25 protein-coding genes are annotated in these 25,074 nt (G+C 73.6%); 12 read left to right on the plus strand and 13 right to left on the minus strand.

Going from position 1 to position 25,074, the window contains the following annotated elements:
* Position 1 precedes the first annotated feature (1 nt).
* The 5 genes from ABZ840_RS02560 to ABZ840_RS02580 are packed head-to-tail and all read right to left on the minus strand — an operon-like array spanning position 2 to position 4,103.
* The gene (locus ABZ840_RS02560) at positions 2-1,348 is read right to left on the minus strand and encodes a PP2C family protein-serine/threonine phosphatase (protein ID WP_361551986.1); all 1,347 of its coding nucleotides are present in this window, start codon (positions 1,346-1,348) and stop codon (positions 2-4) included.
* Positions 1,345-2,361 (minus strand): SpoIIE family protein phosphatase, encoded by a 1,017-nt coding sequence (locus ABZ840_RS02565; RefSeq protein WP_361551989.1) that lies wholly within the window; start codon positions 2,359-2,361, stop codon positions 1,345-1,347. Before ABZ840_RS02565 ends, ABZ840_RS02560 begins: the two co-directional genes overlap by 4 nt.
* Positions 2,358-2,777 carry an anti-sigma regulatory factor gene (locus ABZ840_RS02570; RefSeq protein WP_361552396.1) on the minus strand — a complete coding sequence of 140 codons (420 nt, stop codon included), beginning with the start codon at positions 2,775-2,777 and terminating at the stop codon, positions 2,358-2,360. The genes ABZ840_RS02565 and ABZ840_RS02570 overlap by 4 nt, the downstream gene beginning before the upstream one ends.
* A gap of 46 nt (positions 2,778-2,823) precedes the next feature.
* The gene (locus tag ABZ840_RS02575) at positions 2,824-3,234 is read right to left on the minus strand and encodes an STAS domain-containing protein (RefSeq protein WP_361551992.1); all 411 of its coding nucleotides are present in this window, start codon (positions 3,232-3,234) and stop codon (positions 2,824-2,826) included.
* Positions 3,231-4,103, minus strand: a complete 873-nt coding sequence (locus ABZ840_RS02580) for an STAS domain-containing protein (protein WP_361551995.1) — start codon at positions 4,101-4,103, stop codon at positions 3,231-3,233. The genes ABZ840_RS02575 and ABZ840_RS02580 overlap by 4 nt, the downstream gene beginning before the upstream one ends.
* Before the next feature lie 634 nt (positions 4,104-4,737).
* Between ABZ840_RS02580 and ABZ840_RS02585 the strand changes: the two genes are divergently transcribed.
* Positions 4,738-5,400: a TetR/AcrR family transcriptional regulator gene (locus ABZ840_RS02585; protein WP_361551998.1), complete on the plus strand. Its 663-nt coding sequence runs from the start codon at positions 4,738-4,740 to the stop codon at positions 5,398-5,400.
* On the opposite strand, the gene ABZ840_RS02590 is transcribed toward ABZ840_RS02585, so the two are convergent.
* Genes ABZ840_RS02590 through ABZ840_RS02600 form a run of 3 tightly spaced genes read right to left on the minus strand, consistent with a single transcriptional unit; the run spans position 5,383 to position 8,329 of the window.
* On the minus strand, positions 5,383-6,198 hold the full coding sequence (locus ABZ840_RS02590) for an ABC transporter ATP-binding protein (RefSeq protein WP_361552001.1): 816 nt from the start codon (positions 6,196-6,198) through the stop codon (positions 5,383-5,385). The genes ABZ840_RS02585 and ABZ840_RS02590 overlap by 18 nt on opposite strands.
* A gap of 8 nt (positions 6,199-6,206) precedes the next feature.
* A complete protein-coding gene (locus tag ABZ840_RS02595) occupies positions 6,207-7,256 on the minus strand; it encodes an iron ABC transporter permease (protein WP_361552004.1) in 1,050 nt (349 codons plus the stop codon).
* A complete protein-coding gene (locus ABZ840_RS02600) occupies positions 7,253-8,329 on the minus strand; it encodes an iron ABC transporter permease (RefSeq protein ID WP_361552399.1) in 1,077 nt (358 codons plus the stop codon). Before ABZ840_RS02600 ends, ABZ840_RS02595 begins: the two co-directional genes overlap by 4 nt.
* A gap of 170 nt (positions 8,330-8,499) precedes the next feature.
* On the opposite strand from ABZ840_RS02600, the gene ABZ840_RS02605 reads away from it, so the two are divergent.
* From ABZ840_RS02605 to ABZ840_RS02645, 9 genes are all read left to right on the plus strand, one after another.
* A complete protein-coding gene (locus tag ABZ840_RS02605) occupies positions 8,500-9,486 on the plus strand; it encodes an iron-siderophore ABC transporter substrate-binding protein (RefSeq protein WP_361552402.1) in 987 nt (328 codons plus the stop codon).
* Positions 9,483-10,271 (plus strand): 2,3-dihydro-2,3-dihydroxybenzoate dehydrogenase, encoded by a 789-nt coding sequence (locus ABZ840_RS02610; RefSeq protein WP_361552007.1) that lies wholly within the window; start codon positions 9,483-9,485, stop codon positions 10,269-10,271. Before ABZ840_RS02605 ends, ABZ840_RS02610 begins: the two co-directional genes overlap by 4 nt.
* A 63-nt stretch (positions 10,272-10,334) precedes the next feature.
* Positions 10,335-11,549, plus strand: coding sequence for an isochorismate synthase (locus ABZ840_RS02615; protein WP_361552010.1), 1,215 nt, complete (start codon positions 10,335-10,337; stop codon positions 11,547-11,549).
* Positions 11,546-13,213: a (2,3-dihydroxybenzoyl)adenylate synthase gene (locus ABZ840_RS02620; protein ID WP_361552013.1), complete on the plus strand. Its 1,668-nt coding sequence runs from the start codon at positions 11,546-11,548 to the stop codon at positions 13,211-13,213. Before ABZ840_RS02615 ends, ABZ840_RS02620 begins: the two co-directional genes overlap by 4 nt.
* Before the next feature lie 29 nt (positions 13,214-13,242).
* Positions 13,243-13,875 carry an isochorismatase family protein gene (locus ABZ840_RS02625; RefSeq protein ID WP_361552016.1) on the plus strand — a complete coding sequence of 211 codons (633 nt, stop codon included), beginning with the start codon at positions 13,243-13,245 and terminating at the stop codon, positions 13,873-13,875.
* Positions 13,876-13,880: 5 nt separating this feature from the next.
* Entirely contained in the window at positions 13,881-14,108 is a 228-nt protein-coding gene (locus ABZ840_RS02630) for a phosphopantetheine-binding protein (protein ID WP_361552019.1), read from the plus strand.
* Positions 14,105-18,037: an amino acid adenylation domain-containing protein gene (locus ABZ840_RS02635; RefSeq protein ID WP_361552022.1), complete on the plus strand. Its 3,933-nt coding sequence runs from the start codon at positions 14,105-14,107 to the stop codon at positions 18,035-18,037. Before ABZ840_RS02630 ends, ABZ840_RS02635 begins: the two co-directional genes overlap by 4 nt.
* Positions 18,034-18,222, plus strand: coding sequence for an MbtH family NRPS accessory protein (locus tag ABZ840_RS02640; RefSeq protein ID WP_361552025.1), 189 nt, complete (start codon positions 18,034-18,036; stop codon positions 18,220-18,222). Before ABZ840_RS02635 ends, ABZ840_RS02640 begins: the two co-directional genes overlap by 4 nt.
* Positions 18,219-19,001: a 4'-phosphopantetheinyl transferase superfamily protein gene (locus ABZ840_RS02645; protein ID WP_361552028.1), complete on the plus strand. Its 783-nt coding sequence runs from the start codon at positions 18,219-18,221 to the stop codon at positions 18,999-19,001. Before ABZ840_RS02640 ends, ABZ840_RS02645 begins: the two co-directional genes overlap by 4 nt.
* Here the strand turns inward: ABZ840_RS02645 and fes are convergent.
* Positions 18,935-20,203 carry an enterochelin esterase gene (gene fes, locus ABZ840_RS02650; RefSeq protein WP_361552031.1) on the minus strand — a complete coding sequence of 423 codons (1,269 nt, stop codon included), beginning with the start codon at positions 20,201-20,203 and terminating at the stop codon, positions 18,935-18,937. The two genes, ABZ840_RS02645 and fes, sit on opposite strands and share 67 nt — an antisense overlap.
* Positions 20,204-20,370: 167 nt before the next feature.
* Between fes and ABZ840_RS02655 the strand changes: the two genes are divergently transcribed.
* Positions 20,371-21,429 (plus strand): YncE family protein, encoded by a 1,059-nt coding sequence (locus ABZ840_RS02655; RefSeq protein WP_361552034.1) that lies wholly within the window; start codon positions 20,371-20,373, stop codon positions 21,427-21,429.
* A gap of 33 nt (positions 21,430-21,462) precedes the next feature.
* Here the strand turns inward: ABZ840_RS02655 and ABZ840_RS02660 are convergent, their stop codons facing one another.
* A complete protein-coding gene (locus ABZ840_RS02660; RefSeq protein ID WP_361552037.1) occupies positions 21,463-22,092 on the minus strand; it encodes a class I SAM-dependent methyltransferase in 630 nt (209 codons plus the stop codon).
* A 23-nt stretch (positions 22,093-22,115) separates the two neighbouring features.
* Positions 22,116-23,135 (minus strand): NAD(P)/FAD-dependent oxidoreductase, encoded by a 1,020-nt coding sequence (locus ABZ840_RS02665; RefSeq protein ID WP_361552040.1) that lies wholly within the window; start codon positions 23,133-23,135, stop codon positions 22,116-22,118.
* Between the two features lie 84 nt (positions 23,136-23,219).
* Here ABZ840_RS02665 and ABZ840_RS02670 point away from each other — a divergent pair, with 84 nt between their 5' ends.
* On the plus strand, positions 23,220-23,825 hold the full coding sequence (locus ABZ840_RS02670) for an XRE family transcriptional regulator (RefSeq protein ID WP_361552043.1): 606 nt from the start codon (positions 23,220-23,222) through the stop codon (positions 23,823-23,825).
* 30 nt (positions 23,826-23,855) lie between these two features.
* On the opposite strand, the gene ABZ840_RS02675 is transcribed toward ABZ840_RS02670, so the two are convergent.
* Positions 23,856-24,188: a glyoxalase superfamily protein gene (locus ABZ840_RS02675; RefSeq protein ID WP_361552046.1), complete on the minus strand. Its 333-nt coding sequence runs from the start codon at positions 24,186-24,188 to the stop codon at positions 23,856-23,858.
* A gap of 4 nt (positions 24,189-24,192) precedes the next feature.
* On the minus strand, positions 24,193-25,002 hold the full coding sequence (locus ABZ840_RS02680) for a thioesterase family protein (protein WP_361552049.1): 810 nt from the start codon (positions 25,000-25,002) through the stop codon (positions 24,193-24,195).
* Positions 25,003-25,074 lie beyond the last annotated feature (72 nt).

A 25,074-nucleotide genomic window follows, 5' to 3' on the forward strand; every position in this document is an offset into this window, starting at 1 on the left:
CTCAGCCCGGGTGGACGACCCGTACGGCCAGGGCGAGGGTGTCGTCGGAGTGGAGTATGACGCGGTGCATGTCCTCGGCGATGGCGCCGGGGATCTCGTCGATCGGCAGGTGCCGGTGGTTCCGGGCGCTGTCGATGAGCCGGCGTTCGCCCTCCAGCGGGTCGCGGCGGCTCTCGGTCAGGCCGTCGGTGTAGAGCATGAGGAGATCGCCGGCCGCGAGGCGGGTGTCGAGCACCTTGTCGCTGCCGGGTACGGGGAAGCCGATGCCCCGCCCGCGCGCCTCCTGGTACTCCCCCGTGCCGTCCGCGCGCAGCACGAGGGCGGGCGGGTGGCTCCCGTTGGCGAGCTGGAGGCGGCCGGTCGCCGGCTCGATCCTGGCCAGCAGCACCGTCGCCATCAGGTCGGGGTCGAAGGGCGCGAGGACTTCGTTGACCCGTTCGACGATGAAGTGCAGCGGGTGGCCTTCGAGGGCCAGCGTGCGGACGGCATGGGTGACGTTGAGCGCGCTCTTGGTACTGCGTACGCCGTGCCCGAGGGCGTCCACGACGGTGATGTGCACGGTTCCGTCGGGCAGGACGAACCAGTCGTAGAAGTCGCCGCCGGTCGGCGCTGCCGCCTCGGCCGGCGCGTAGTGCACCGCCAGCTCCAGGCCCTCGACGGCGATGGGGGACGGCCGCAGGGCGTCCTCCAGCTCGCGCAGCATCTTGCCGTGCGCGTTGCGCAGCTGCTCGTCGCGCTCTTCGAGCTGGACGTAGAGGGCGAGCACGCCGCTGTTGGTCTCGGCGAGTTCGTGCTTGAGGCGCTGGTGCTCCGCGTTGACGGCGTCCACGTGCGCGAGGGCGGCGCGCAGCTCCTCCTCCAGCGCGGCGACCTCGGCCGAGGGAGCCGGCGGCTGCCCCGCCCCGTCCTGCCGCGCGGCCCGGTCCCCGTCCGCCTCCACGGCCTGCCGCCCGTCGACGACCGCCGACAGCGCGCCACCGTCCTGGCCGAGCCCTTCGGCGGGCACGCCGCCGAGCCCGCCGGAGCCGGGAGGCGCGCCGGGCGTGACGCGCCAGACCGCGGCGCCGTCGGTGGTGGCCTGCGCGGGCAGCGGCAGGCCCGAGGTGGGCAGCAGGCAGCGCTTGAGCGGAGCGCGCAGGATGACGGTCAGCGGACTCGGCTCCTCGCTCTGCCGTGCGGGCAGCGTCTCCAGAACGGTGTAGCCGCCCGCTTGGAACTCCTGCTGCGCGACCGCAGATATGGCGAGGACCAGCCGGGCCCGGGTCTCGATGGGCAGCCGGTGGGCGTCGCCGAGGCGGCGCACCGCACAGCGGAGCGCCGGCAGTGTGTGAAAGGTCTGCGGGGTCACGGCATTCTCTGTCGGGGAGTGGCGGCCAGTACGGTCGCGTCGTCGCGGGGGATCCGGTGTCCGTGTGCGAGGGAGGCGGCCAGCAGCGGCGGCGGCAGCCTGAGGGTGAAGAGCGGGGGCGTCTGGCTCCAGCGGTGGTTGATGCCGTCCGTGTACAGCACGGCGATCGTGGCCGGGCCCAGCGGGATGTCGCTGACCCGGCCGCCGGTGGGCATTTGCAGGCCGGCGATGCCGGGGCGGCCGGTGAGCCGGTGGTGGACGCCTTCCGGGCCGAGCGCCAGGACGCGGATGTTGCCGACGCCGCAGTACTCGCCGCGCTCCTCGTGCAGCCGCAGCAGGCCCACCGCGGCCCCGCGGGTGCGCCGCAGGGCTCGGTGGACGGTGGTGAGAATGTCCGGCAGCGGTGCGTCCGGTACCCGGCGGAAGGCCCGCAGCGCCGTCTGCGCGGCCTCGGCCGCTGGCGCCCCGTGGCCCAGGCCGTCGACGACCATCGCGGTACGGAAGTCGCCCGTGTCGATGACCGTGCAGGCGTCACCGCTCTCCTGCTCGCCGTCGGCGGGCAGGCACACCGCGCCCACCCCGCCGTCGCATGCCGGGAGCTGATCCGGTGCGCAGAGCCGGGCGCAGGCCAGCGTGCCCTCGGCGGAGCCGCTGCGGATGCTGAAGTGGGACGCTATCCGGCGTACCGCGCCCAGGCCGGCGCCGAGCGTGCCGGTGGTGCTGAAGCCGTCCGCGAGACAGCGCTCCAGCTCGGGCATGCCGGGGCCGCGGTCGGCGGCGAGCACCTCCAGGCCGCCGCCCGTGGGCAGTTGCTGGAGGTAGAGGACGCCGTCCGTGGCGTGTTTGGCGAGGTTGCTGCCCAGTTCGGACGCGATGACCGCGGCCTGGTCGGGCAGCGCGCCGGGCAGCCCCGACCGCTCGGCGAGCCGGCCGGCGGTCCGGGCCGCGACGTGAACCGCGCTGTAATGATCGATACGGACGGCGAGGGTGGGCGGGACGGAAGGGTCGGTCAACGGCTCGCCCACCGTGTGGCCACGACGGTCGTGCCACGGCCTTCCACGCTGTCCACCTCGAACTCGTCCATCAGCCGCCGCGCGCCGCCCAGGCCGTGCCCCAGCCCGGCACCCGTGGTGTAGCCGTCGGTCAGGGCGGTCTCCAGGTCGGCGATGCCGGGTCCCTTGTCCCGCACGACCAGACGCAGCCCCGCCTTGTCGCCGGCGGCCGGGTGCTCGATGGTGAGGGTGCCGCCCCCGCCGTGGATGTAGGCGTTGCGGGCCAGTTCGCTGGCTGCCGTGACCACCCGCGTCTGGTCCACGATCCCGAAACCGGCACGGATGGTGGCCGCCCGTACGGCGTGCCGTACGGCCAGCAGGTCCTCCTCGCTCTCGACGGGGTACATCGACGGCGTCTCTCTGCCGCCGGTGACCACCTCTTCCGGTCCGGCGCCGGTCAAGTCGGCGACGTCCGCGTGCAGTTCACCTATGGGCGTCACGCAAGACTCCCTCGGGTGCCTGGGGACTTCGGTGCCAGCCCAGGGCGGTGAGGCCCTGTTCGGCGTTGAGCGCGGTCTCCACACCGGTCAGCTGGAGGCCGAGCTCGACCAGGGTGATGGCGACGGGCGGCTGCATGCCGGCCACTATGACCCGCGCGCCGAGCAGGCGGGACATCGTGGTCAGTTCCATCAGCATCCGTGCCACGTAGGAGTCGATGATCTCCAGCCGGGAGATGTCGATCAGTACGCCGCGCGCGCCGTCGGCCGAGATCCGCTCGGTCAGCTCGTCGGCGAAGGCGACAGCCGTCTTGTCGTCGAGCTCGTTGAGCAGCCCCGTCACCAGGACGTCGCCGAGGCGGAGGATCGGCACTCCGGTCGATGCGGGCACGGTCATCGCTCCGTCAGGGTGGCCGAAGCGGGCGAGTCCCTGAGCTCGATGGCCGCGGACAGCGCGTCGGCGAGCGTGGCACGGGTGAGGATGGTGGACAGGTCGATGCCCAGCTGGGCGATGGTCTGCGCGATGGGCGGCCGGATGCCGCTGATCACGCAGTCGGCGCCCATCAGCCGTACGGCGTTGACCGTGTGCATGAGGTGCTGCGCGACCGCGGTGTCCACCGTGGGGACACCGGTGATGTCGATGATCGCGATTCGCGCCTCGTGCTCCTGGATCGCCTGGAGGAGGTTCTCCATGACGACTTGGGTGCGGGCGGTGTCCAGGGTGCCGATCAGCGGGACGGCGAGCACCTGGCGCCACAGGCGCACCACGGGCGTGGAGACCTCCAGCAGCTGCCGGCTCTGCCGCCGGATGATCTCCTCGCGGCCCTCGACGAACGTGTCGAAGCTGAGTGCCCCGGCCCTGTCCAGCAGCTGGTTGATCAGCAGAGCGGCGGCGAACAGCTCGTCGCCGTCGTGCGTCCGCCGCTGCACCGCCTCCAGCAGTGCCTCCTTGAGGGTGAGCACCGCCATGGACGTCGCGGTCGGCGACGCGCCCTTGCGGGCCCTGCGCATGGAGAACTCGGACACCGCGCGGCGCAGGTCCTGGTGGGTGGCGACCACCCGCTCCACAGGCGCGTCACTGCGCAGACCGGCGCCGAGCACACCGACGAGTCCGTCGGCCTCCTCCCGCAGCAGGCTCTCGCTCAGGTCGGTGCCCTGCTCGGCCCGCGTCAGCTGCAACTGCACCCAGCGGTCGGCGATGTCGTCGGCCTCTGCCTCCAACGCACCGGCGACAAGCTCCCGCGCGCCGGTCTCGATGGAACTCAAAACCACGGTCCTTCCAGGTCAACGGCGATTCCGGGTGGCCCCCGGCAAGGGTCTGCTGCGACCGGAAGCCACCTTTCCCGAGCTTCTTCGGCCCGGCAAATCTTACCGAGCGCAGTCAAGCACGCAAAGATCCACCTGCGCTGCCCCGCCGTCGGCCAAGTCCGGGCAGCCGCACCCCAGTACCCAGAAACGCATCTTTCGCACCTCTGATTTCGGGCACATTTTTCCGCGGTGTTGAGCGGGACCCCAGAAACGGGCCGTATGACGCCGCTCACCTGGCCCGGCGGGAACGGCGGTGGGCCGTTCCCACCGGTCCAGGTGACCGCTCGCCCTTCAGTACGGCCTCGGCCCTCCCGGGTGGCCGCCTCGTCCGATGCCCCGCCCACTGTCCGTTCGGCCGTGGGCCGCCGGCCGGCCTTGTCCACCACCGCCCGATGATCCGGACCACTCCCCCGGACGCGTCCGGAAAGCGCCCGTCGTCCCCTTTTCCGCTCGGCGCCCGGCGGGCGGTTGCACCAGGTGGCCCGACTGGCCCCTCGACGCCGAGGCCGCCACCACTCCCCTTCAGTCGTTTGACTCAGCCCGACCGGCCACGTTCACTGAGCCCAGACGTAGGGAACCGAAGGGAAGCGTGATGGCCGGCAGGACGACCCGGTCCGGGCGGGCCGAGGGCACCAGAGAGACGATCCTCACCGTCGCGGAGCGCATGTTCGCCGAGCACGGTGTGTTCGCCGTCTCCAACCGCCAGGTCAGCGAGGCCGCGGGGCAGGGCAACAACGCCGCCGTCGGCTACCACTTCGGCACCAAGAACGACCTGCTGCGGGCGATCGTCCGCAAGCACGCCCGGCGGATCGACGAGCTGCGGCAGGCGATGCTGGCCGAGACCGGCGATTCCGAGGACGTACGGGACTGGGTGGCGTGCCTCGTCCGCCCCTCCACCGATCATCTGGCCGAGCTGGACAGCCCCACGTGGTTCGCGCGGTTCGCCATCCAGGTGATGACCGACCCGGTACTGCGCGAGATCATGATCGACGAGACGTTCGGGCCGACGATCCAGCAGACGCTCGACGGACTCAACCGCTGCCTGCCGGACCTGCCGCTGCCCGTACGGATCGAGCGCGGCGAGATGGCCCGGCACCTGCTGATGCACATGCTGGCCGAGCGGGAACGCGCCCTCGCCGGCAACACCCAGGCCACCGCCTCCACTTGGCCCGAGTACGCGAGCGGGCTCAGCGACGCGATCACCGGCATCTGGCTGGCGCCGGTCACACCGAACACGTCACACGGCCGCTCCTGAACGGGCGCGCGGGACGACGACCGGCGAGCCGTCGCCGGGGGCCGGCAGGATGTCCGCCTCCAGGCCGTAGACCTCCTTGATCAGTGCCTCGTCGACGATGTCGCGGGGTGCGCCCTGCGCGACGACGCGCCCATCCTTCATGGCCACGAGCGTGTCGGCGTAGCGGGCGGCGGCGGCCAGGTCGTGCTGGACCATGACGACGGTGCGCCCCGCCGCGGCGACCTCGCGGACGAGTTCCAGTACGTCGACGGCGTGGCCCGGGTCGAGGGCGCTGGTGGGCTCGTCGAGGAGGATGACGGGGGTGTGCTGGGCGAGGACCATCGCCAGCCAGCAGCGCTGACGCTGCCCGCCGGAGAGCCGGTCGAGGCGTTCGGCGGTTAGTTCGGTGGTGCCGGTGGCCGCCAGTGCCTCGCGTACGGCGTCCTCGTCGGCGCGCGACCACTGCCGCAGCAGTCCCTGGTGCGGGTGGCGGCCGTAGCGGACCAGCCCGGCCACGGTGACGGCCTCGGGGGCGCGCGGCGACTGGGGCAGCAGGGCGACCCGGTGGGCTGCCTGCCGTTGGCCGAGTTTCCAGATGTCCTCACCGCCGGCCAGCACGGTGCCGGACTCGGGCCGGTGCAGCCGGGCGGCGGTGCGCAGCAGGGTGGACTTCCCGCAGCCATTGGGGCCGACGACGACGGCGACCTGGCCGGCGGGGACGGTGAGGTCGACGTCCCGGACGGCGGGACGGCCGGGGTAACCGGCGTGCAGGGACCGGACTTCGAGGCCCGGCGCCGTGGCGGTCAGGGGGTCGGTCATGGGAGTGTTCACGCCTTTCCGGTGGCCCGTTCCGTACGGAAGAGGACCCAAAGAAGGAACGGTCCGCCGAGGACGCTGGTGACGACGCCGACGGGCAGCTCGACAGGGGCGATGACGCGCCCCAGCGCGTCGGCGGCGGCGATGAGCGCGGCTCCGGTCAGGGCGGAGCCGGTGATCGGTACGCGGGTGGGGCCGGCCAGTCGCTGCGCGACGACGGGGGCCGCCAGGGCGACGAAGGCGATGGGGCCGCCGATGCCGACGGCGAGGCCCGCCAGCGCGACGGCCACGGCGAGCGCGGCCGCCCGTACGCGCCGCAGATCGACGCCCAGGGAGGCCGCCATGTCGTCGTCGAAGCGCAGGAGTTGCAGCCGGTGTCCGGCCGCCAGGGCGAGCGGGAGGAGGAAGAGCAGGGCGAGCGAGAGCGGTACGCCGACGCCGCCGTCGCGGCCGTTCAAGCTGCCGACGGCCCACAGGAACACGCCGCCCGCGGTGTTGTCGTTCTCCCGGGACATGATGAGGTCGCTGACGGCGCCGATGAACGTGGAGACGCCGATGCCGACCACGAGTACGCGGTAGCCGGCCGCGCCCGCGCCGCCCGCGCACAGCACCACGATCGCGGCGGCGGCCACGGCACCCAGGGGCCCGAGCCACCAGTCCCCCACCATGCCGGTCGCGGAGCCGGCGACGGAGGCGACGACCGCCGCGGTCGCGCCCTCGTTGACGCCGATGAGGTCGGGGGTGGCCAGCCGGTTGCCGGCCAGGGTCTGGGTCAGGCAGCCGGCGACGCCGAGCGCGGCGCCGACCAGCAGCCCGACGAGGACGCGCGGCAGCCGGAAGTCCCGGACGATCATCACGGTGCCCGGGTCGCCCGTGCCCAGCAGCCCGGAGACGGTCTGCGGCAGGCTCATGCCGGTCGAACTCGCCAGCACGCCGAGGCAGACGAGGACCGCGACGAGGGGTACGAGGAGCGCCGCGGCCAGTGCGCTGCGGCGGGGCAGGAGCCACGAGAGGGTGCCGGTGCGCAGTACGACGCTGTCCGGCGGGGTCACCTCGGTCATGCCGAGGCTCCCGCGGTGGAGAGCCGGGCCGAGCGCGCGATCCAGATGAGCAGCGGCCCGCCGACGAAGGCGAGCAGCACGCTGACCGGGGTTTCCCAGGGCCGGATGACGACGCGCGCGAGGATGTCGGCGAGGAGCATGACATCGGCCGCGACCAGCGCGGACAGGACGAGTGTCGCGGTCATCCGGGCGCCTGCGACGGCGCGCGCCGCGTACGGAGCGAGCAGGCCGAGGAAGGCGATGGGCCCGGCGACGGCGACCGCGCAGCCGACGAGCAGCGACACCGCGCCGGCCACCACCAGGCGGATCCGGCCGGGGTGGTGGCCGAGCGAGCGGGCACTGTCGTCGCCGAGGCCCAGTGCGGACAGCGGCCGGGCGCAGCCCAGCGCGGTGAGCAGGCCGACGGCTGCCGGCGGCAGCAGCGGCAGCAGGTCGGAGACCTGCACTCCGGCAAGGGAGCCGATCGTCCAGTACCGGTACGTGTCGAAGGTCGACTGCGTACCGAGCAGGACGTAGGCGGTGAGGCCGTGGAAGGTGGCACCCAGCGCCGATCCGGCCAGGACGAGCCGCAGCGGGGAGCCGGCGGCGCGGCCGGAAGCGGCGAGCAGGAGGACGACGGCGCTGGCGGCCGTGCCGCCGACGAGCGCCCAGACCAGCAGCGCGGCCGGCGAGGTGGCGCCGAAGAAGGTGAGGCCGAGGACGACGGCGAAGGCGGCACCGGAGTTGACGCCGAGCAGGCCGGTCTCCGCGAGCGGGTTGCGGGTCGCGGCCTGGAGCAGGCAGCCGGAAGCGCCCAGGCAGACCCCGACCAGGACGGCGGCGAGGGTGCGCGGCAGGCGCACGTCCAGGAGCGCCAGGCGCAGTTGGGTGTCGGCGCGGGCGGCGGGGTCGCCGAGGAGGTAGTCCCAGGCGCGGGCGGGCGAGCTGTTGCCCGTTCCGATGAGGAGAGAGAGCAGGGCGAGTCCGAGGAAGAGGACGACGAGGCCGAGGGCGGCCCACGCCACGGGGCCGGCTTCGGGCGGTGGGCGCCGGCCGAAGCGGCGGCCCGTGGTCTCACCCCGGGCTTCTTGCATTCTCCACATATGGTTAGCCTAACCTAAGTTTCGTTCCGTCAGTCGACGGCTCGGAAGGCTCACGCATGCCCGCAATGCGCACTGCGTCACGCCCCGGCCACCGTTCAACGCCCCGGCAGCGCCTTCCGGATCGCCCCCCGCGACAGCACAACAAACACAGAAAGAGGCTCCTGGTGTCCAGTACCGTCTCGCCCTCCCGCAGACCCGCGCGGTCCGTCGCCGCAGCCGCCGTGCTCGCCGCTCTCGCGCTGGCCGCCACCGCCTGCGGCTCCTCGGACCGGAGCAGTGCCGCGGGCGACTCCGGTAAATCCGGCACCACCCCGGTCACCGACGCGACCGGCGCGAAGGTGCGGGTGCCCGCGGCCCCGAAGCGGGTCGTGGCGCTCAGCGAGATGGACCTGGACTCCGCGCTCACGCTCGGCGTCAAGCCCGTCGGACTCACCGCGGGACGCGGCCAGAAGGGCGCCCCCGCCTACCTGGCCGACCGTGCCGAGGGCATACCGGTGGTGGGCGCGGTGACCGGCCCGGACATCGAGAAGGTCGTCCGGGCCGAGCCCGACGTCATCCTCGCCGGGCAGCTCGCCGACCAGCAGGTGCTCCAGCAGCTCAAGAAGATCGCCCCCACCGTCGTCACCGTGGACCGCACCAAGAACTGGCAGAAGTCGCTCCAACTCACCGCCACGGTGCTCGGGAAGAGCAACGCGGCCAAGAAGTTCCTCACCTCGTACGACACCAAGGTCGCGGCGCTGAAGAAGGACCTCGGCGACGACGCGGACGACAGTGTCTCGGTGGCCCGCTACTCCGCCAAGGGCACCGCCGTCATGCAGCAGGGCGTGTTCATCAGCGACGTGCTCAAGGACCTGGGATTCCAGCGGCCCGGCATCCAGAACGAGAAGGGCGAGGGCCACTCGTCGCCGATCAGCGACGAGAACCTCCAGGAGATCGACGGCGACCGGCTGTTCATCGGCACCCTGTCGACCACAGGGCCGGACAAGGGCCTCCTGGACGAGCTCGCGAAGAAGCCGGCCTACAAGGAGCTGAAGGCCGTACGGAACGGCCACGCGACCGTCGTCGACGGCTCGAAGTGGACCAGTCTCGGGGGCGCGCAGGCAGCCGTGTCCGTACTCGACGACATCCGGAAGGCGATGGTCAAGTGAGCACCGACCAGGAACTCGCCGGACGGTTCGCGCTCGTCACGGGCGCCGGTCGGGGCATCGGCCGCGCGGTGGTGGCGGCCCTCGTCGAACGCGGCGCCCGCGTCCTCGCCACCGACCTGTCCGGCGAGGACGTGCAGACCGTCGCCAAGGAGCACGGCGACCAGGTCGTGGCCCGCCGGCTGGACGTCACCGACGCGCCGGCCGTCGAGCGGCTCGTCACCGAGGCCGAAGACACCCTGGGAGCACTGGACATCGCGGTCAACGTCGCCGGGGTCCTGCGCGAGTCCGCCGTGGTGGACACCACCGACGAGGAGTGGGCCGCCACCTTCGCCGTCAACACCGACGGGGTCTTCCACGTCTCGCGCGCGGTCGCCCGCCGGATGGGCGAGCGGGGCCGCGGCAGCATCGTCACCGTCGCCTCGAACGCGGCCGGAATACCGCGCTCCGGCATGTCCGCCTACGCCGCGTCCAAGGCGGCGACCGTGATGTTCACCAAGTGCCTCGGCCTGGAGCTCGCCTCCCGCGGCGTCCGCTGCAACACCGTCTCCCCCGGCTCGACCCTCACCGACATGCAACGCGGCATGTGGACCACCGGTGACGAGGAGGCCGCCGCGCGGCGCGTGATCGAGGGGAACCTCGCGACCCACCGCACCGGCATCCCGCTCGGCCGCATCGCCGACCCGTCCGACATCGCCGAGGCGGTCGTCTTCCTCGCCTCCGACCGGGCCCGCCACATCACCATGCACGACCTGTACGTCGACGGTGGCGCCACCCTCCGGGCCTGACCCGCCGACCCTCGCAGCACGGCCGCCGACCACGGCCGCACCTCTCTTCCCCTTGGAGACACCATGTCCGCCTCCTTGCGCGAACCCACCCTCCCCCACGGCGCGGCGCCCGCCGCCGTGGTCACCCCCGGCTCGGCGACCGCCCTGCTCGACGGGTACCGCCCGGGCACGGACCGGTTCCTCGCCACCCCGCACCACACACTGCTGGGCCGCGGCACCGCGGCCGAAGTCCCGCACGATCAGAGACCGTTGACCGAACGCGTGCAGGACGTACTCGATACGAGGCGGCGCGCGGGCGACGCGGCACCCATCGTCGTCGGCTCGCTGCCCTTCGCCCCGGACGCCCCGCCCGCACTCGCCGTGCCGCGCTCGGTGCGCTGGGCACCGCCCCTGCGCGAGGACCCGCTCGTCGCGCTGCCCGCGCCGGCCGGCGACGACCGGGGCCAGTGGGACATGCGGCCCGTGCCGGAGCCGGAGCAGTACGGTGCGGCCGTCGCCGCCGCTGTCGCACGAATGCGGGCCGGAGAGTTCGACAAGGTCGTCCTGGCCCGCACGCTGGAGCTGACCTCCGACCGCGCGCTGGACCTGCCCGCCATGCTGCGCCGGCTGGCCCAGCGCGACCCGGCCGGATACACCTTCGCCGTGCCCAGCGGCCCGGACCGCACCCTCATCGGCGCCAGCCCCGAGCTGCTGGTGGCCCGGCGCGACGGGCGCCTCGTCGCCAACCCGCTGGCGGGTTCGGCACCGCGCAGCTCCGACCTGGCGGAGGACGTCCGGCGCGCGGCCGCGCTCCTGGAGTCGCCGAAGGACCTGCACGAGCACGCCGTCGTGGTGGAGGCCGTACGCGCGGCGCTCGCACCGTTCTGCACCCGCCTGGACGTTCCCGCGCGGCCCACCCTGGTCCGCACCGCCGCCATGTGGCACTTGTCGACCACCGTCACCGGCGAACTGGCCGGCCCGGCCACCACCGCCCTGCACCTGGCGTCCGCACTGCACCCCACCCCCGCCGTGTGCGGCACCCCCACCGACGTGGCGCGCGCCGTCATCGCCGAGTCCGAGCCCTTCGACCGCGGCCCGTACACCGGGATGGTGGGCTGGCAGGGCGCGGACGGCGACGGCGAGTGGGTCGTGACGATCCGCTGCGCCGAGGCCGAGGGCCGCTCGCTGCGGCTGTTCGCCGGGGCCGGCGTGGTGGCCGCCTCCTCGCCGGAGGCCGAGACCGCCGAGACCGGCGCCAAGTTCGGTACCTTCCTCAACGCCGTGGGGGCCTCCCTGTGAGCACCGCCGAAGCCGTGAGCGCCCTCGCGCCGGGCGTCGACGCACCCACCTGGCCGGCCGAGTTCGCCGCGCGCTACCGCGCCGCGGGCTACTGGCGCGGGGAGACCTTCGGAGGCGTACTGCGCGAGCGCGCCGCCGCCCACCCCGACCGCGTCGCGCTGGTCGACCCCGGCCCCGTACGCCGTACCTGGACCTACCGGGAGCTGGACGAGCGCGCCGACCGGCTCGCCGCCGGGTTCCTCGCGCGCGGCATCGCCAAGGGCGACCGGGTCGTCGTGCAGCTGCCCAACGTCGGTGAGTTCATCGAGGTCGTCTTCGCGCTCTTCCGGATCGGTGCGCTGCCGGTGTACGCGCTGCCGGCCCACCGCGAGACGGAGATCGCGCACTTCTGCTCCTTCACCGAGGCCGTCGCCTACGTGATCCCCGACCGGCACGCCGGGTTCGACCACCGGGACCTCGCCACCAGGATCCAGGAACGCACCCCGGGCCTGCGGCACGTCTTCGTCGTCGGCGACCCGGGCGGGCACACCGCGCTGGCCGAGGTCCCCCGCGAGCCGGCCGTCCTGCCCGACGGGCCGGCCCCGCACGAGCTGGCGTTCCTCCAGCTGTCCGGCGGTACGACCGGGGTGTCCAAGCTCATCCCGCGCACCCACGACGACTACCTGTACTCGCTGTGGGGTTCCAACGAGATCTGCGGTGTCGACGGCGACACCCGCTTCCTCGTGGTGCTGCCCGCCGCGCACAACTTCCCCATGAGCTCCCCCGGCTGGCTGGGCGTGCTGTACGCCGGCGGCACCGTCGTCCTGTGCCCGCGGCCCGACCCCGCGACGGCCTTCCCCCTCATCGAGCGGGAACGCATCACCATGACCGGGATGGTGCCGCCGCTGGCGCTGGTGTGGACCGACGCCGCCCCATCGGCGGAACACGACCTGTCCAGCCTGGAGCTGGTGCTGGTCGGCGGCGCCAAGTACAGCGAGGAGGCCGCACGCCGGCTGGAGCCCGCGCTGGGCTGCCGGCTGATGCAGGTCTTCGGGATGGCCGAGGGGCTCGTCAACTACACCCGGCTGGACGACGACTACGAGACCATCGTCACCACCCAGGGCCGTCCGATCTCCCCGGACGACGAGATCCGCATCGTCGACGACGCCGGACAGGACGTCGCGGACGGCGAGTTCGGGCACCTGCTGACCCGCGGCCCGTACACGATCCGCGGTTACTGGCGGGCCCCCGAACACAACGCGCGCACCTTCACCGAGGACGGCTTCTACCGCACCGGCGACATCGTGCGCTCCACCGCGACCGGCCACCTCGTCGTCGAGGGCCGGGCCAAGGACCAGATCAACCGGGGCGGCGAGAAGATCGCGCCGGAGGAGGTCGAGAACGTCATCCTCGCCCACCCCGCCGTGCACGACGTGTCCGTCGTCGCGGTGGCCGACGAGTACCTCGGCGAGCGCTCCCTCGCCTACGTGATCCTGCGCGACGGTGCCGAGCCGCTGAAGCCCGTCGCCGTCAAACGGTTCGTCCGCGAGCGCGGCCTGGCCGCCTACAAGGTCCCCGACCTCGTCGAGTTCGTCGACGCCTTCCCGCGGACCGGCGTCGGAAAGGTCAGCAAGAAGGGGCTGCAGTCCTCCGCCGCCACGCCCGCCGCCGACACCGACCGCTGACGCGCACCACCCGAAAGGCTGCCGCCCCCATGGCACTTCCCGCCATCGCCCCCTATCAGCTGCCGGCTCCGGAGGAGCTGCCCGCCAACCGGGTGTCCTGGACCGTGGACCCCTCGCGCGCGCTGTTGCTCGTCCACGACCTGCAGCACCACTTCCTCGACGCGTTCCCGGCCGGTGAGCAGCCCGTGACCGGCATGCTCGACAACACCGCACGGCTGCTGGACGCGTTCCGCCGCCAGGGCACCCCGGTCGTCTACTCCGCCCAGCGCGGCGGCCAGACGCCCGAGGAACGCGGCCTCCAGCTGGACTTCTGGGGCCCGGGCGTCGCCGACGACCCGTACAAGCTCGCCGTGCCGGACGTGGTCGCGCCCGTCGCCGGGGACACCCTCCTCACCAAGTGGAAGTACAGCGCCTTCGTCCGCTCCGAGCTGGAACGGCTGATGCGCGACGCCGGCCGCGACCAACTGGTGATCACCGGTGTGTACGCGCACATCGGCGTACTGATGAGCGCCGCCGACGCATGGCAGCGGGACATCCGGGCGTTCGTCGTCGCCGACGCGGTGGCCGACTTCTCCCGCGCCGACCACGACATGGCCCTGCGCTGGGCCGCCGGCCGCTGCGCCGTCGTGACCACCACCGACGCCCTTCTCAAGGAGATCTGACCACCATGGCGCTCACCCTGGAGCAGATCCGCGCCGACGTCGCCGACACCCTCGGCGAGGACCCCGCGGACATCCCGTACGACGAGAACCTGGTCGACCACGGCCTGGACTCGGTGCGCATCATGGCGCTGCTGGAACGATGGCGCCGCGAGCACGGTGTCGAGGCGGCCTTCGCCGACCTCGCCGAGCAGCCGGCCGTCGAGGCCTGGGCACCGCTGCTGGGGGTGGCATGACCGCCCCCGTCACGGCGGACGCCCGCCGGCCTGCCGGCGCCGCCGACGCCCCGCTGCCGCTCACGGCGGCCCAGTCGGGCATGTGGTACGCGCAGGCCCTCGACCCGCTGAGCCCCGCGCAGAACACCGCCGAGTGCCTGCACATCGACGGGCCCCTCGACCCGCAGCTGTTCGATGCCGCGCTGCGCCGCGTCACCGCCGAGGCCGACTCGCTGCGGATACGCGTCACGGACACCCCCGACGGCCCCCGCCAGCGGGTCCTGGACGCCGTCGAGCCGCCGCTGACCCTGCGCGACCTCCGGGGCCGCGACCGGGCCGAGGAGGAGGCCGAGGCATGGATGCGCGCGGACCTCGGCCGGCCCTTCGACCTGGCCACCGGCCCGCTGTTCCGGCACGCGCTGTTCCGGGTCGGCGACGAGCGGTGGCTGTGGTACCAGCGCATCCACCACCTGGTCATGGACGGTTACGGCTACTCGCTGCTCGTCCGCCGCACGTCCGAGGTCTACACGGCGCTGGTCCGCGGTGAGGAGCCGGTGCCGCGCACGTTCGGCACGCTGACCGACCTCCTCACCCAGGACGCCGAGTACCGGGCCTCGGACGCCTTCGCCGCCGACCGGGCCCACTGGTCGGCGGCGTTCGCCGACCGGCCGGAGGCGTCCCGCCTCGCGGGCCGCGGCGCGCTGCCCTCCCGTACGTTCCTGCGGCACAGCGCCCGGCTCGCCCCCGAGGCGACGGAGCGGGTCCGCGCACTGGCCGCCACGCTGCGCGCGACCTGGCCGGACGTGCTGATCGCGGCGCAGGCCCTGTACACCTCGCGGGTCACCGGCCGCGCCGACGTCGTGCTCGGCCTGCCGATGATGGGCCGCATGGGGTCGGTCGCGCTGCGGGTGCCGGGCATGGTGATGAACGTGCTGCCGCTGCGCCTGGCCGTCTCCCCGGAGGAGACCTTCGCGCAGCTGGTGCGACAGGTCGTGCTCGCGGTCCGGCAGGTCCGCCGCCACCAGCACTACCGGTACGAGGACATCCGCCGCGACCTGGGGCTGCTCGGCGAGAGCCGCGGCCTGGCCGGTCCACTGGTCAACGTCATGCCGTTCGACTACGACATCGACTTCGCCGGCGCGCCCGCGCGGGCCCGCAATCTCTCCGCCGGCCCGGTCGACGACCTGACGGTCAACATCTACGACCGTGCCGACGGCCGCGGCCTCCAGATCGACCACGACGGCAACCCGGCGCTGTACGAGGACGCCGAACTCGCCGCCCACCAGGAGCGTTTCCTGCACCTGGTGGACCGACTCGCGCAGGCCGACCCCCAGCTGCCGCTCGCCGCACACCCGGTCGCCACACCCGCCGAACTCGACCTGGTCGTCACCGAGTTCAACCGAACGGACCAAGTGGTGCCGCCCACGAACCTGGTCGGCCCGATCGAGGCGCAGGTCATGCGGACCCCGAACGCCACGGCGCTGGTGTACGAGGGGACATCGCTCACCTTCGCCGAGCTGAACGCCCGCGCCAACCGCCTCGCCCGGCATCTGCGGACCTTCGGCGCGCGGCCCGGCGCGGTGGTGGCCGTCTCGGTGCCCCGGTCGGCGGAGCTGGTGATCGCCCTGCTCGCCGTGGTCAAGACCGGTGCGGCGTACCTGCCGCTGGACCCGGACTACCCGGCCGAGCGGCTCACGTTCATGCTTCAGGACGCGGCGCCGGTGTGTGCCGTCACCGACCGCGCCGGCCGGCTGCCGGACGACGCGGGCACCCCGCTCGTCGTCCTGGACGGCCTCGACGTCTCCGGATACCTGGCCATCAATCCCGGGCGTCCGCTGACGCCCGCGCATCCCGCGTACGTCATCTACACCTCCGGGTCCACCGGCAGGCCCAAGGGCGTCGTGGTTTCGCACGGGGCCATCGACAACCGGTTGCGCTGGATGCAGCACGCCTACGGGCTCGGTGCCGGGGACCGGGTGCTGCAGAAGACACCCTCCTCGTTCGACGTGTCCGTGTGGGAGTTCTTCTGGCCGCTGCGCGCGGGCGCCACGCTCGTCGTCGCGGCGCCGGGCGGCCACAAGGACCCCGCCTACCTGACCCGCGTCATCCGCGAACAGCAGATCACCACCTGCCACTTCGTGCCGTCGATGCTCCAGGTCTTCCTGGCCGGGGCGGAGTCCGGCGCGACCGCCTGCGACAGCCTGCGGCAGGTGTTCTGCAGCGGGGAGGCGCTGCCCCGCGAGACCGCGAACGCCTTCGCGCGCACCCTGCCCGGGACCGAGCTGCACAACCTGTACGGGCCCACGGAGGCCGCCGTCGACGTCACGTACCACACCTGCGTTCCGGAGGCCGACGGCCCGGTGCCGATCGGCCGGCCGGTGTGGAACACCCGGCTGTACGTCCTCGACGCGGCGCTCCAGCCCTGCCCGCCCGGCGTGGCGGGCGAGCTGTACCTCGCCGGGCGGCAGCTCGCCGACGGCTACCTGAACCGCGCCGACCTGACCGCTTCCCGCTTCGTGGCGAACCCCTTCGGTCCGCCGGGCAGCCTCATGTACCGCACGGGCGACCTGGCGCGCTGGACCGACCAGGGCGAGGTGGAGTACCTCGGCCGCACCGACCACCAGGTGAAGCTGCGCGGCCAGCGCATCGAGCTGGGGGAGATCGAGACGGCACTGGCGGCACAGGCCGGGGTGGACGGGGCCTGCGCGCTGGTGCGCGAGGACCGGCCGGGCGAGCAGCAGCTCGTCGGCTACGTCACGGGCGGCGCCGACCCGGCCGCCGTGCGCGCCGGGCTGACGGGCGTACTCCCGGAGCACATGGTCCCGGCTGCGGTGGTGCCCCTGGACGCGTTCCCGCTGAGCCCCAACGGGAAGCTGGACCGCAAAGCACTGCCCGCGCCGGTCTTCACCGGCAGCGGGGGCGGCCGGCGTCCCGCGAGCGCGCGCGAGGAGGCGCTGACCCGCCTGTTCGCGCAGGTGCTCGGCGCCGAACGCATCGGTCCCGACGACGCGTTCTTCGACCTGGGCGGCACCTCGCTGCTCGCGGTGCGGCTGGTGGCGCGCGTCCGGGAGGAGCTGGGTGCCGAGCTGACGATCGGCTCGCTGTTCGAGGCGCCCACTCCGGCGTCGCTCGCGGCCCGGATCGAGACCGCGGGGCCGGCGGCCGAGGACGCCCTGGGCGTCGTACTGCCGCTGCGCACCGAGGGCGACCGGCCGCCGCTGTTCGCGATCCACCCGGCGGGCGGCATCGCGTGGTGCTACGCGGGCCTCTCCGCGCGGCTCGGCCAGGGGCAGCCGCTGTACGGCATCCAGGCGCGCGGCCTGGTGCACGACGAGCCGCTGCCGGCGACGCTCCAGGAGGAGGCGGCCGACTACGTCGAGCGCATCCGCGCCCTCCGGCCGCACGGCCCGTACCGGCTGCTGGGCTGGTCGGTGGGCGGCGTCCTCGCCCACACAGTGGCCGTGCTGCTGCAACAGGCGGGCGAGGAGGTCGAATTGCTCGCGCTGCTGGACGCGTTCCCGGCCGAGCAGTGGCGGGAGAACGCCGCGCCCGAGGAGGGCGACGCACTGACCGCGGTGCTGCGCATGGCGGGCTTCGACCGCACCCACGAACGCGACCGGGACGACGTGCTCGCCACGCTGCGGCAGGCGGGCAGCCCGCTGGCCGGGCTCACCGACCACACCCTGGCGCGGATCGTGGACATCGTGCCGAACCACGCGCGCATGATGCGCGAGCACCACCACGGTGTGTTCGACGGCGACGTGCTGTTCTTCACGGCTGCCGCGCCCCGCGCCGAGGACTGGCTGACCCGGGAGGCGTGGCGTCCGCACGTGAGCGGCACCGTCGTCAACCATGACCTGGACTGCACGCACCCGCAGATGATGCGGGAGCGGCAGCTCGACGACATCGCCGCCGTGCTGGCGGCCCGGCTGAAGGAGCTCGACGCATGACGCAGCAGGCCGGCCCGTTCGACGCGGGTACGGGTGAGGGCGACACGCACCTGGTCCTGGAGAACGACCACGGCCGCCGGTCGCTGTGGCCGGTGTGGCGCGCCGTGCCGCCGGGATGGTCGGCGTGCTTCGGGCCGGCGCCGCACGACGCGTGCGTACGCCACGTGGAGACGCGGGCGGCATGACGCCGACGACCGCGGTGCGGCCGTGGCCGGACCCCGGACCGCTGCCCCGGCCGCACGACCTCGCCCCGGGCCCGCGGCTGTGGCTGGTCCGGGCCCCGGGCCCGGGCGTCGCCCCCGATGAGTCGGTACTGGACGAGGAGGAGCGCCGCCGTGCGGCCGCGCTGCGGCGCCCGGCGGACCGGGCCCTGTACGTGGCGGCGCATGTGGCGCTGCGCCGCGTACTGGGTGGCTGCCTGGGGGTGCCGGCCGGGCGGGTTCCGCTGACGCGGCTGCCGTGTCCGGGCTGCGGCGGGCCGCACGGCCGTCCCGCCGTGGCCGGGCCGGCCGGCGCAGCGGTGCACTTCTCGCTGTCGCACACGGGCGGCCTGGCCCTGCTGGGGCTGGCCGCCCGGCCGGTGGGCGTGGACGTCGAACGCGTCCCGGACGTGGGGCTGGTGCGGGATGCGGCCGGTGCGCTGCACCCGGCGGAGCAGGAGGAGCTGGCCGCACTGCCCGAGGCCGAGCGCGCCGCCGCCTTCGCACGCTGCTGGACGCGTAAGGAGGCGTACCTGAAGGCGATCGGCGAGGGCCTGTCCGGGGACGGCCTGGGCAGTGCGCATCTCGGGACGGGCCCCGAACCGGCCGGGCTGCCCGGGTGGCTGCTCGACGACGTCGAGGTGCCGCCGGGTTACGCGGCAGCGTGCGCACTGCCCGGGCAGGGGCGTACGGCGCCTCAGTCCGGGGTGCCGGAGAGCAACGCCTCCAGGCCGGCCGCCAGTTCCGTGCGCCAGCACAGGTAGTCGTGGCCGCCGTTGAACTCGCGGTACACGGCGTCGTCGTAGCCGGCGGACGAGAGTGCGTCGCGCAGGCGCCGTGCCGCGGGGAGCGCCACCCATTCCTGCTCGCCGAAGGAGAGCCAGAAGCGCACCGGCAGGCGGGGGCCGTCGGCGATGCGGCGGGTGAGCCATTCGGCCCGGGGGCCGTTGGGCCACCAGAACGAGCCCGACTGGGCGAGGGCGTTGCCGAACCGGTGCGGTGCGGAGAGGGCTGCGTAGGCGGCGGTGAGGCCGCCCAGGCTCTGCCCGGCGATGACGGTGCCGGCCGGGTCCTCGGTGACCGGCAGCAGGCCGCCGGCCCAGGGCAGCAGTTCCTCGGCGAGGAAGGCGACGTACTCCGGGCGGCAGGTGAGTTCCGCCCACCGCGTGGCGGCGTCCACGGACTCCGGCAGGACGACGGCGAGCGGGGGGATGCGGCCGTCGGCGATGAGGTTGTCGAGGAGGTGGGCGAGGCCGAGTCCGGGCTGCTGCCAGTGCTCGCCGTCGAGCAGGACGAGGACGGGCAGCCGCTTCCGCAGGTGTGCGGTGTGCGGCGGCCGGTACAGCCACACCCGCCGGCCCCCGTCGAGGTGCGCGCTCGCCACCTTGTGCTCGGACGCGGTGCCGCGGGCGGTGTCCGGCCGCGGCTCCCAGTTCACCGCGCGTGGGGCGCCCGGGAGTTCGGCACAGGCGATCGGCTCGCCGTCCCAACGACGCGGCACTGTGCGCGGGTTGAAGGGGTCACTGCGGCGCTGGGTACGGAGCCACTGCCAGTACGCGGCGCCGTCCGGCTCGGGGCCGTCGCCCTCGTCGACGTGGAAGTCGTAGGTGCCGTACCAGTCGTGGCGCAGGCGGAGCGTCCAGTGCCAGACGTCGGTGCCCGGAACATGCTCCATCAGGTTGCCCTCGGGGGCGCGCGGGTCGGCGAGTTTGTTGGGCATGACCTGGACCGCCCGGGTGGCGGGCGTGCCGCGCCAGAGGAAGGTCACGGCGCGGTGGTCCGCGCTGCCCAGGGGGTCCGGTGCGACGAGCGGAGTGCCGCGCCGCTGTACGTCGGCCCAGAACTCCTGGACTCCGCCGGGTTCCGGCAGGGCGCAGGCGGGTTCCGTGAGGCGCGGGAGGGGGTGCGGACGCGCCAGCCGGGGCGGCTGGTGCGGGTCCCCCTGAGGAGGCGTGGACAGGGGCATGCGGGCGGGCTCCGACCGACGAGAAGGTCAACTTAGGGTTACCTTACCTTGCCGTTGAGTGTGGCGCGCGCCACACTCAAAACGGCACTTTACTTAGGTAAGCCTAAGCTAAGTTACATGGTGCGTACTTCCCCAGAAGTGCCATCCGTGAAGGAGATTGACGCAGCATGACCTCATTCATCCGACGCATCCGCCGTACCGCGGCCATCGCCGTGGCCGCCGCGGCAGGCAGCTCGCTGGCCCTCACCGGCACCGCCTCCGCACACTCCGGTACCGCCGGCGGCGAGGCCGCCACGAGCGCACCGCTCACCAAAGGCCTCTACCAGTCCGCGTACTCCGAGCGGAATCACGTGCTGTGGACCACCGCCGCCGTCGGCCGGCCGCCGGTGACCCGGTCCGGCCTGCTGAAAGTGGATCCGCGGACGCTGAAGGTGAAGGCGACGTACACCCCGCCGGTCACCGATGAGGCCACCGGCGCCGTCGAGGCCGTCTACGGCGTCGCCGTGGACGACGAGCACAACACCGTCTGGACGACGAACACCCGCAACAACACCGTGGCCGTCTACAGCCAGCGCACCGGCAAACACCTCGCCACGCTTCCCGACGTGGCGCACGCCCGCGAGATCGTCGTCGACGAGCGGCACGACACGGTGTGGGCGAGCGGGTTCGGCGACGGCTCCCTCGTCGCCTTCAACAGCCGCACCTTCAAGGAGAGGAAGCGGATCACGGTCGACGGCGCCACCCCGACGGGCCTGGCCGTGGACGAGCGGTCCGGCACCGCGTACGCCGCCGACCTCAACAACGACCGCATCATCCAGGCCTCCCCCGGCGCCGCCACGGACCCGCGATTCATCCCGGCCGGCGACGCGCCGATCTCGATCGCACTGTCCAAGGACGGCCGCACCGCCTACACCGCCGACCAGAACGGCGCCGGCCTCTCCGTCGTCGACCTGCGCAAGGGAGCCGTCACCACATCGGTCGCCACCGGCAAGGGCGCGCTCTCCGTGGCCACCGACCACCGTTCCGGCCGGGTGCTCGTCGTCAACCGCACCGACGCCACCGTGTCGGTGGTGGACCCCCGCAAAGGCTCCGTCGTGAAAACCGTCCCGACCGGCGCCAACCCCAACCACGTCGAGGTGGCCGGCAACACCGCGTACGTGGTCGACAAGTCGGGCACCGGCCCGGCCGGCGAGGACCGGGTGAACCGCATCCGGCTCGACCGCTGAACCGCTCGGCCACCGGATCCCCGCGCCGGGCGGTCAGAGGCGCTTGCGGGCGCGCAGGACGGCGTCCTCCAGGGTGAGTTCCTGGCCGCCGTGGCCGGTGACCGACCGGCTCCTGGCCTCGGCGACGACGATCTCCCACCGGGCGGGGTCCAGGTCTGCCGCGATCTCCTCGGCGGTGAAGTGCACCTCCCGCGGCGCACCGTGGACCGCGGCCGTCCCGTGCCCCGACGGGTGGTGCCCCACGACGAGCAGCGTGCCGCCCGGCGCGACCGCCGCGGCCAGCCGGCCGAACAGCGCCTCCCGCGACGCCGCCGCGTGCACGTAGTGCGTGGAGACCAGGTCGAAGTGGTCGGCGGGCGGCACCCAGGCCGTCAGATCGGCCTCCACCCAGTCGATCCGGTCCGCCGCCTCCGCGCCGGTCATCTCCGCCTGCTTCCGGGCGTGTTCCAGCGCGGCGGCGGCGATGTCCACCGCCGTCACCCGCCAGCCGCGCTGGGCGAGCCAGCGCGCGTCGGCGCCCTCACCGCAGCCCGCGTCCAGCGCCGTGCCGGGCGCGAGGGCCGCGGCCTCCGCCACCAGCTGGGCGTTGGGCTGCCGTACGCGGGTCGCGGTGTGGCCGCGGTAGCGCTGCTCCCAGAAGTCCTTGCCGAATTCCTCGGTCACGATGTTCGGTTCCTTTCCGTGGTTCACAGGCCGTGGCGCCGGTCGCCCGCGACCAGTTCGCAGACGCGCGCCTCGGACTCGGCAGAGAACGGGTCCCGGTACGCGGCGACCGCCCGCCGCGTCTCCTCGGCGATCAGGTCGCCGTTGATCTGTGCGCCGGCCGTGGCGCCCGCAGCGGCGGCGGTGCCGACCTGGGCCGTCGGGTCGGTGACGTTCCCGGCGGCCCACACGTCGGGAACCTCGGTACGCCCTGTCGCGTCGGAGGGGAGGTACTCCCCCGCCCCGGACGGGTGTTCCGCGGGCCGCAGCCCGAGCCCCGCGAGGAAGCCGGCCCGCGCCGCCACCCGCGGCGCGACCGCCAGCGCCTCCCGGGCGACCACCGTGCCGTCGCCCAGCCGCACCCCGGTCAGCCGGTCGCCGGTGATCTCCAGGCCCGCCACCGGTTCTTCCACCACCCGGATCCCGCGCGCCGCCAGCTGCTCGGCCTGCTCACCGGCCGGCGGTGCCGCGGCGCGGGTGAAGAAGGTGACGTCGTCGCTCCACTGCCGGAACATCAGCGCCTGGTGCACGGAGAGCGGCCCGGCGGCCAGCACGCCGATGGCGCGGTCGCGGATCTCCCAGCCGTGGCAGTACGGGCAGTGCACCACCTCCCGGCCCCACCGCTCCCGCAGCCCCGGCACATCCGGCAGTTCGTCGACCAGCCCGGTGGTCACCAGCAGCCGGCGCGCCCGGAGCGTACGGCCGTCGGCCAGTGTCACGGTCGGCCCTGCCGCGTCCCGGGCCGCCGTCGCGACCTCGCCGGTCACCACCTGCCCGCCGTACGCGCGGACCTCCGCCCGGCCCCGCTCCAGCAGCTCGGCGGGCGGCATCCCCTCTCTGCCCAGCAGGCCGTGCACGCCGTCCGCCGGGGCATTGCGCGGCGCGCCCGCGTCGATCACCACCACCGACCGCCGTGCCCTGGCCAGCATCAGCGCCCCGTTCAGGCCCGCGGCGCCACCACCGACCACCACCACGTCGTACTCGTGTTCCCCTCGCTCGGTCACCGTGACCACCTCCTTCACGGACGACCATGCGGGCACCTCGGCGATATCCGCAAAGTTCTTTGCCGTTATGGCAAGCTTGCGGATATGGACAACGACCTCGACCACGCACTGGAGGCAGTCGGCCCCAGGCTCCGCGCGCTGCGCACTCAGCGCGAGATCACGCTGTCCGAGCTGTCGGCGGCGACCGGCATCTCGGTGAGCACCCTCTCCCGGCTGGAGTCCGGCGCCCGCCGCCCCAACCTGGAACTCCTGCTCCCCCTGGCCAAGGCCCACGGCGTCACGCTCGACGAACTCGTGGACGCGCCGCCCACCGGGGACCCGCGCGTCCACCTCCGCCCGGTCACCCGGCACGGCATGACCATGCTGCCGTTGACCCGCCGCGCAGGCGGCATCCAGGCGTACAAGCTGATCATCCCGGCCGACAGCTCACGCCGGGAGCCCGCCCCGCAGACCCACGAGGGCTACGAGTGGCTCTACATCCTCAACGGCCGGCTGCGGGTGGTCCTCGGCGAACACGATCTGGTGCTCACGCCCGGCGAGGCGGCCGAGTTCGACACCCGGGTACCGCACTGGTTCGGCGCCGCCGACGATCAGCCCGTGGAGATCCTCAGCCTGTTCGGGAAGCAGGGCGAGCGCGCCCACCTCCGCGCCCGCCCGAAGGCGAAGGACTCCCCCGGGCGGGACGACTGACGGCGGGCGGGACGGCGGCCGGTGGCGGGGTCAGTCCGTCGGCGTACCCACCCGCAGCCGGTTGCCGTCGGGGTCGCGCAGCTCGATCTCGCGGGCCCACGGAGCGTCCGTCGGCGCTGCCCCGAACGCCTCCGCGACCGCGTCGACGTCACGGACGCGGAGGTACACCAGTGTGTCGGGCCGGGCGTCGCCCGCGTGCTCCGACAGGAACAGCCGCATCCCGCCGCGGGCGATCTCGACGAACGCGGGCAGCCCCGGTGCGAAGCGGTGCTCCCACTCCTGGGTGAAGCCCAGGCGCGCGTACCACGCGACCGCGGCGACCGCGTCCGTGACGTGCAGAATCGGGATGACTTCCTCGTCCATCCGGTCAGTCTCCCGTGGGCTGCGGCCGGACGGTGAGGATCTGCTGCGCGTGTCCGACGGGTCCGGCCGTGTCGTGCAGGACGGTGCTGGTGATGCCCTGGCCGGTGGGCCCGAACACGACGGTGGTGTCCAGGCCGGTCCAGCTCCCCTCGGGCTGCCGGTGCAGATGGATGGTCAGGTCGACGTTGGGGAACATCCACTCGGCGGGCGACTGCCGGACGGCGATGCCGTTGGCGGTGTCGACCAGCGTGATGAAGGACGCCAGCGGGCTCGCCGGTTCCCCGGCGACGAGGTCCACGCCGGTGGCGATCCAGGCGGTCGTCCGGCCGGGCTGCGGCGGGGCGACCGGCCGCACGTCCAGGGTGCCGATGTAGCCGCCGGGCCATACGCCGGCCATGTGCCAGGACGCCAGCTCCTCGGGCGGGGTGAGCCGGTCGGCGCCGCCGCCCGCGACGGCACCGGTGTCCAGGGAGGTCAGCAGCCAGGCGCGGGCCCGGACCACCGAACGGCCCGCTATCAGCACGGTGGCCTCGACCAGCTCGATGGTGCGGCCGGGCCGGACGGTCTCCACCCGGACCTCGCACTCGTCGGTGGCGAGCCGCCCGAGGATGTCGAAGCTGATCCGGCCGAGCACCATGCCCGTGTCGGGGCGCCCGGCCAGGTAACGGTCGATGGCGTGCACGACCAGCCCGCCGAGCGGGCTGAAGTGCTGCTCGTCCGGATCCCAAGCGCCGCCGACGTGCGGAGTGGGCTTGTAGCGGTGCTCGTCGATGCGCTCGAAGTAGCTGTCCGGGGCCGGTGCGCTGGGGTTCAACGGGTACTCCTCGGCGGGCGGGCGAAGATCGAATACGGTGCCGAGCCCAATGTAAACGGCGGAGCGACGAGC

This window comes from Streptomyces sp. NPDC047117, from assembly GCF_040643545.1.
In the GTDB taxonomy this organism is placed as follows: Bacteria; Actinomycetota; Actinomycetes; order Streptomycetales; family Streptomycetaceae; genus Streptomyces.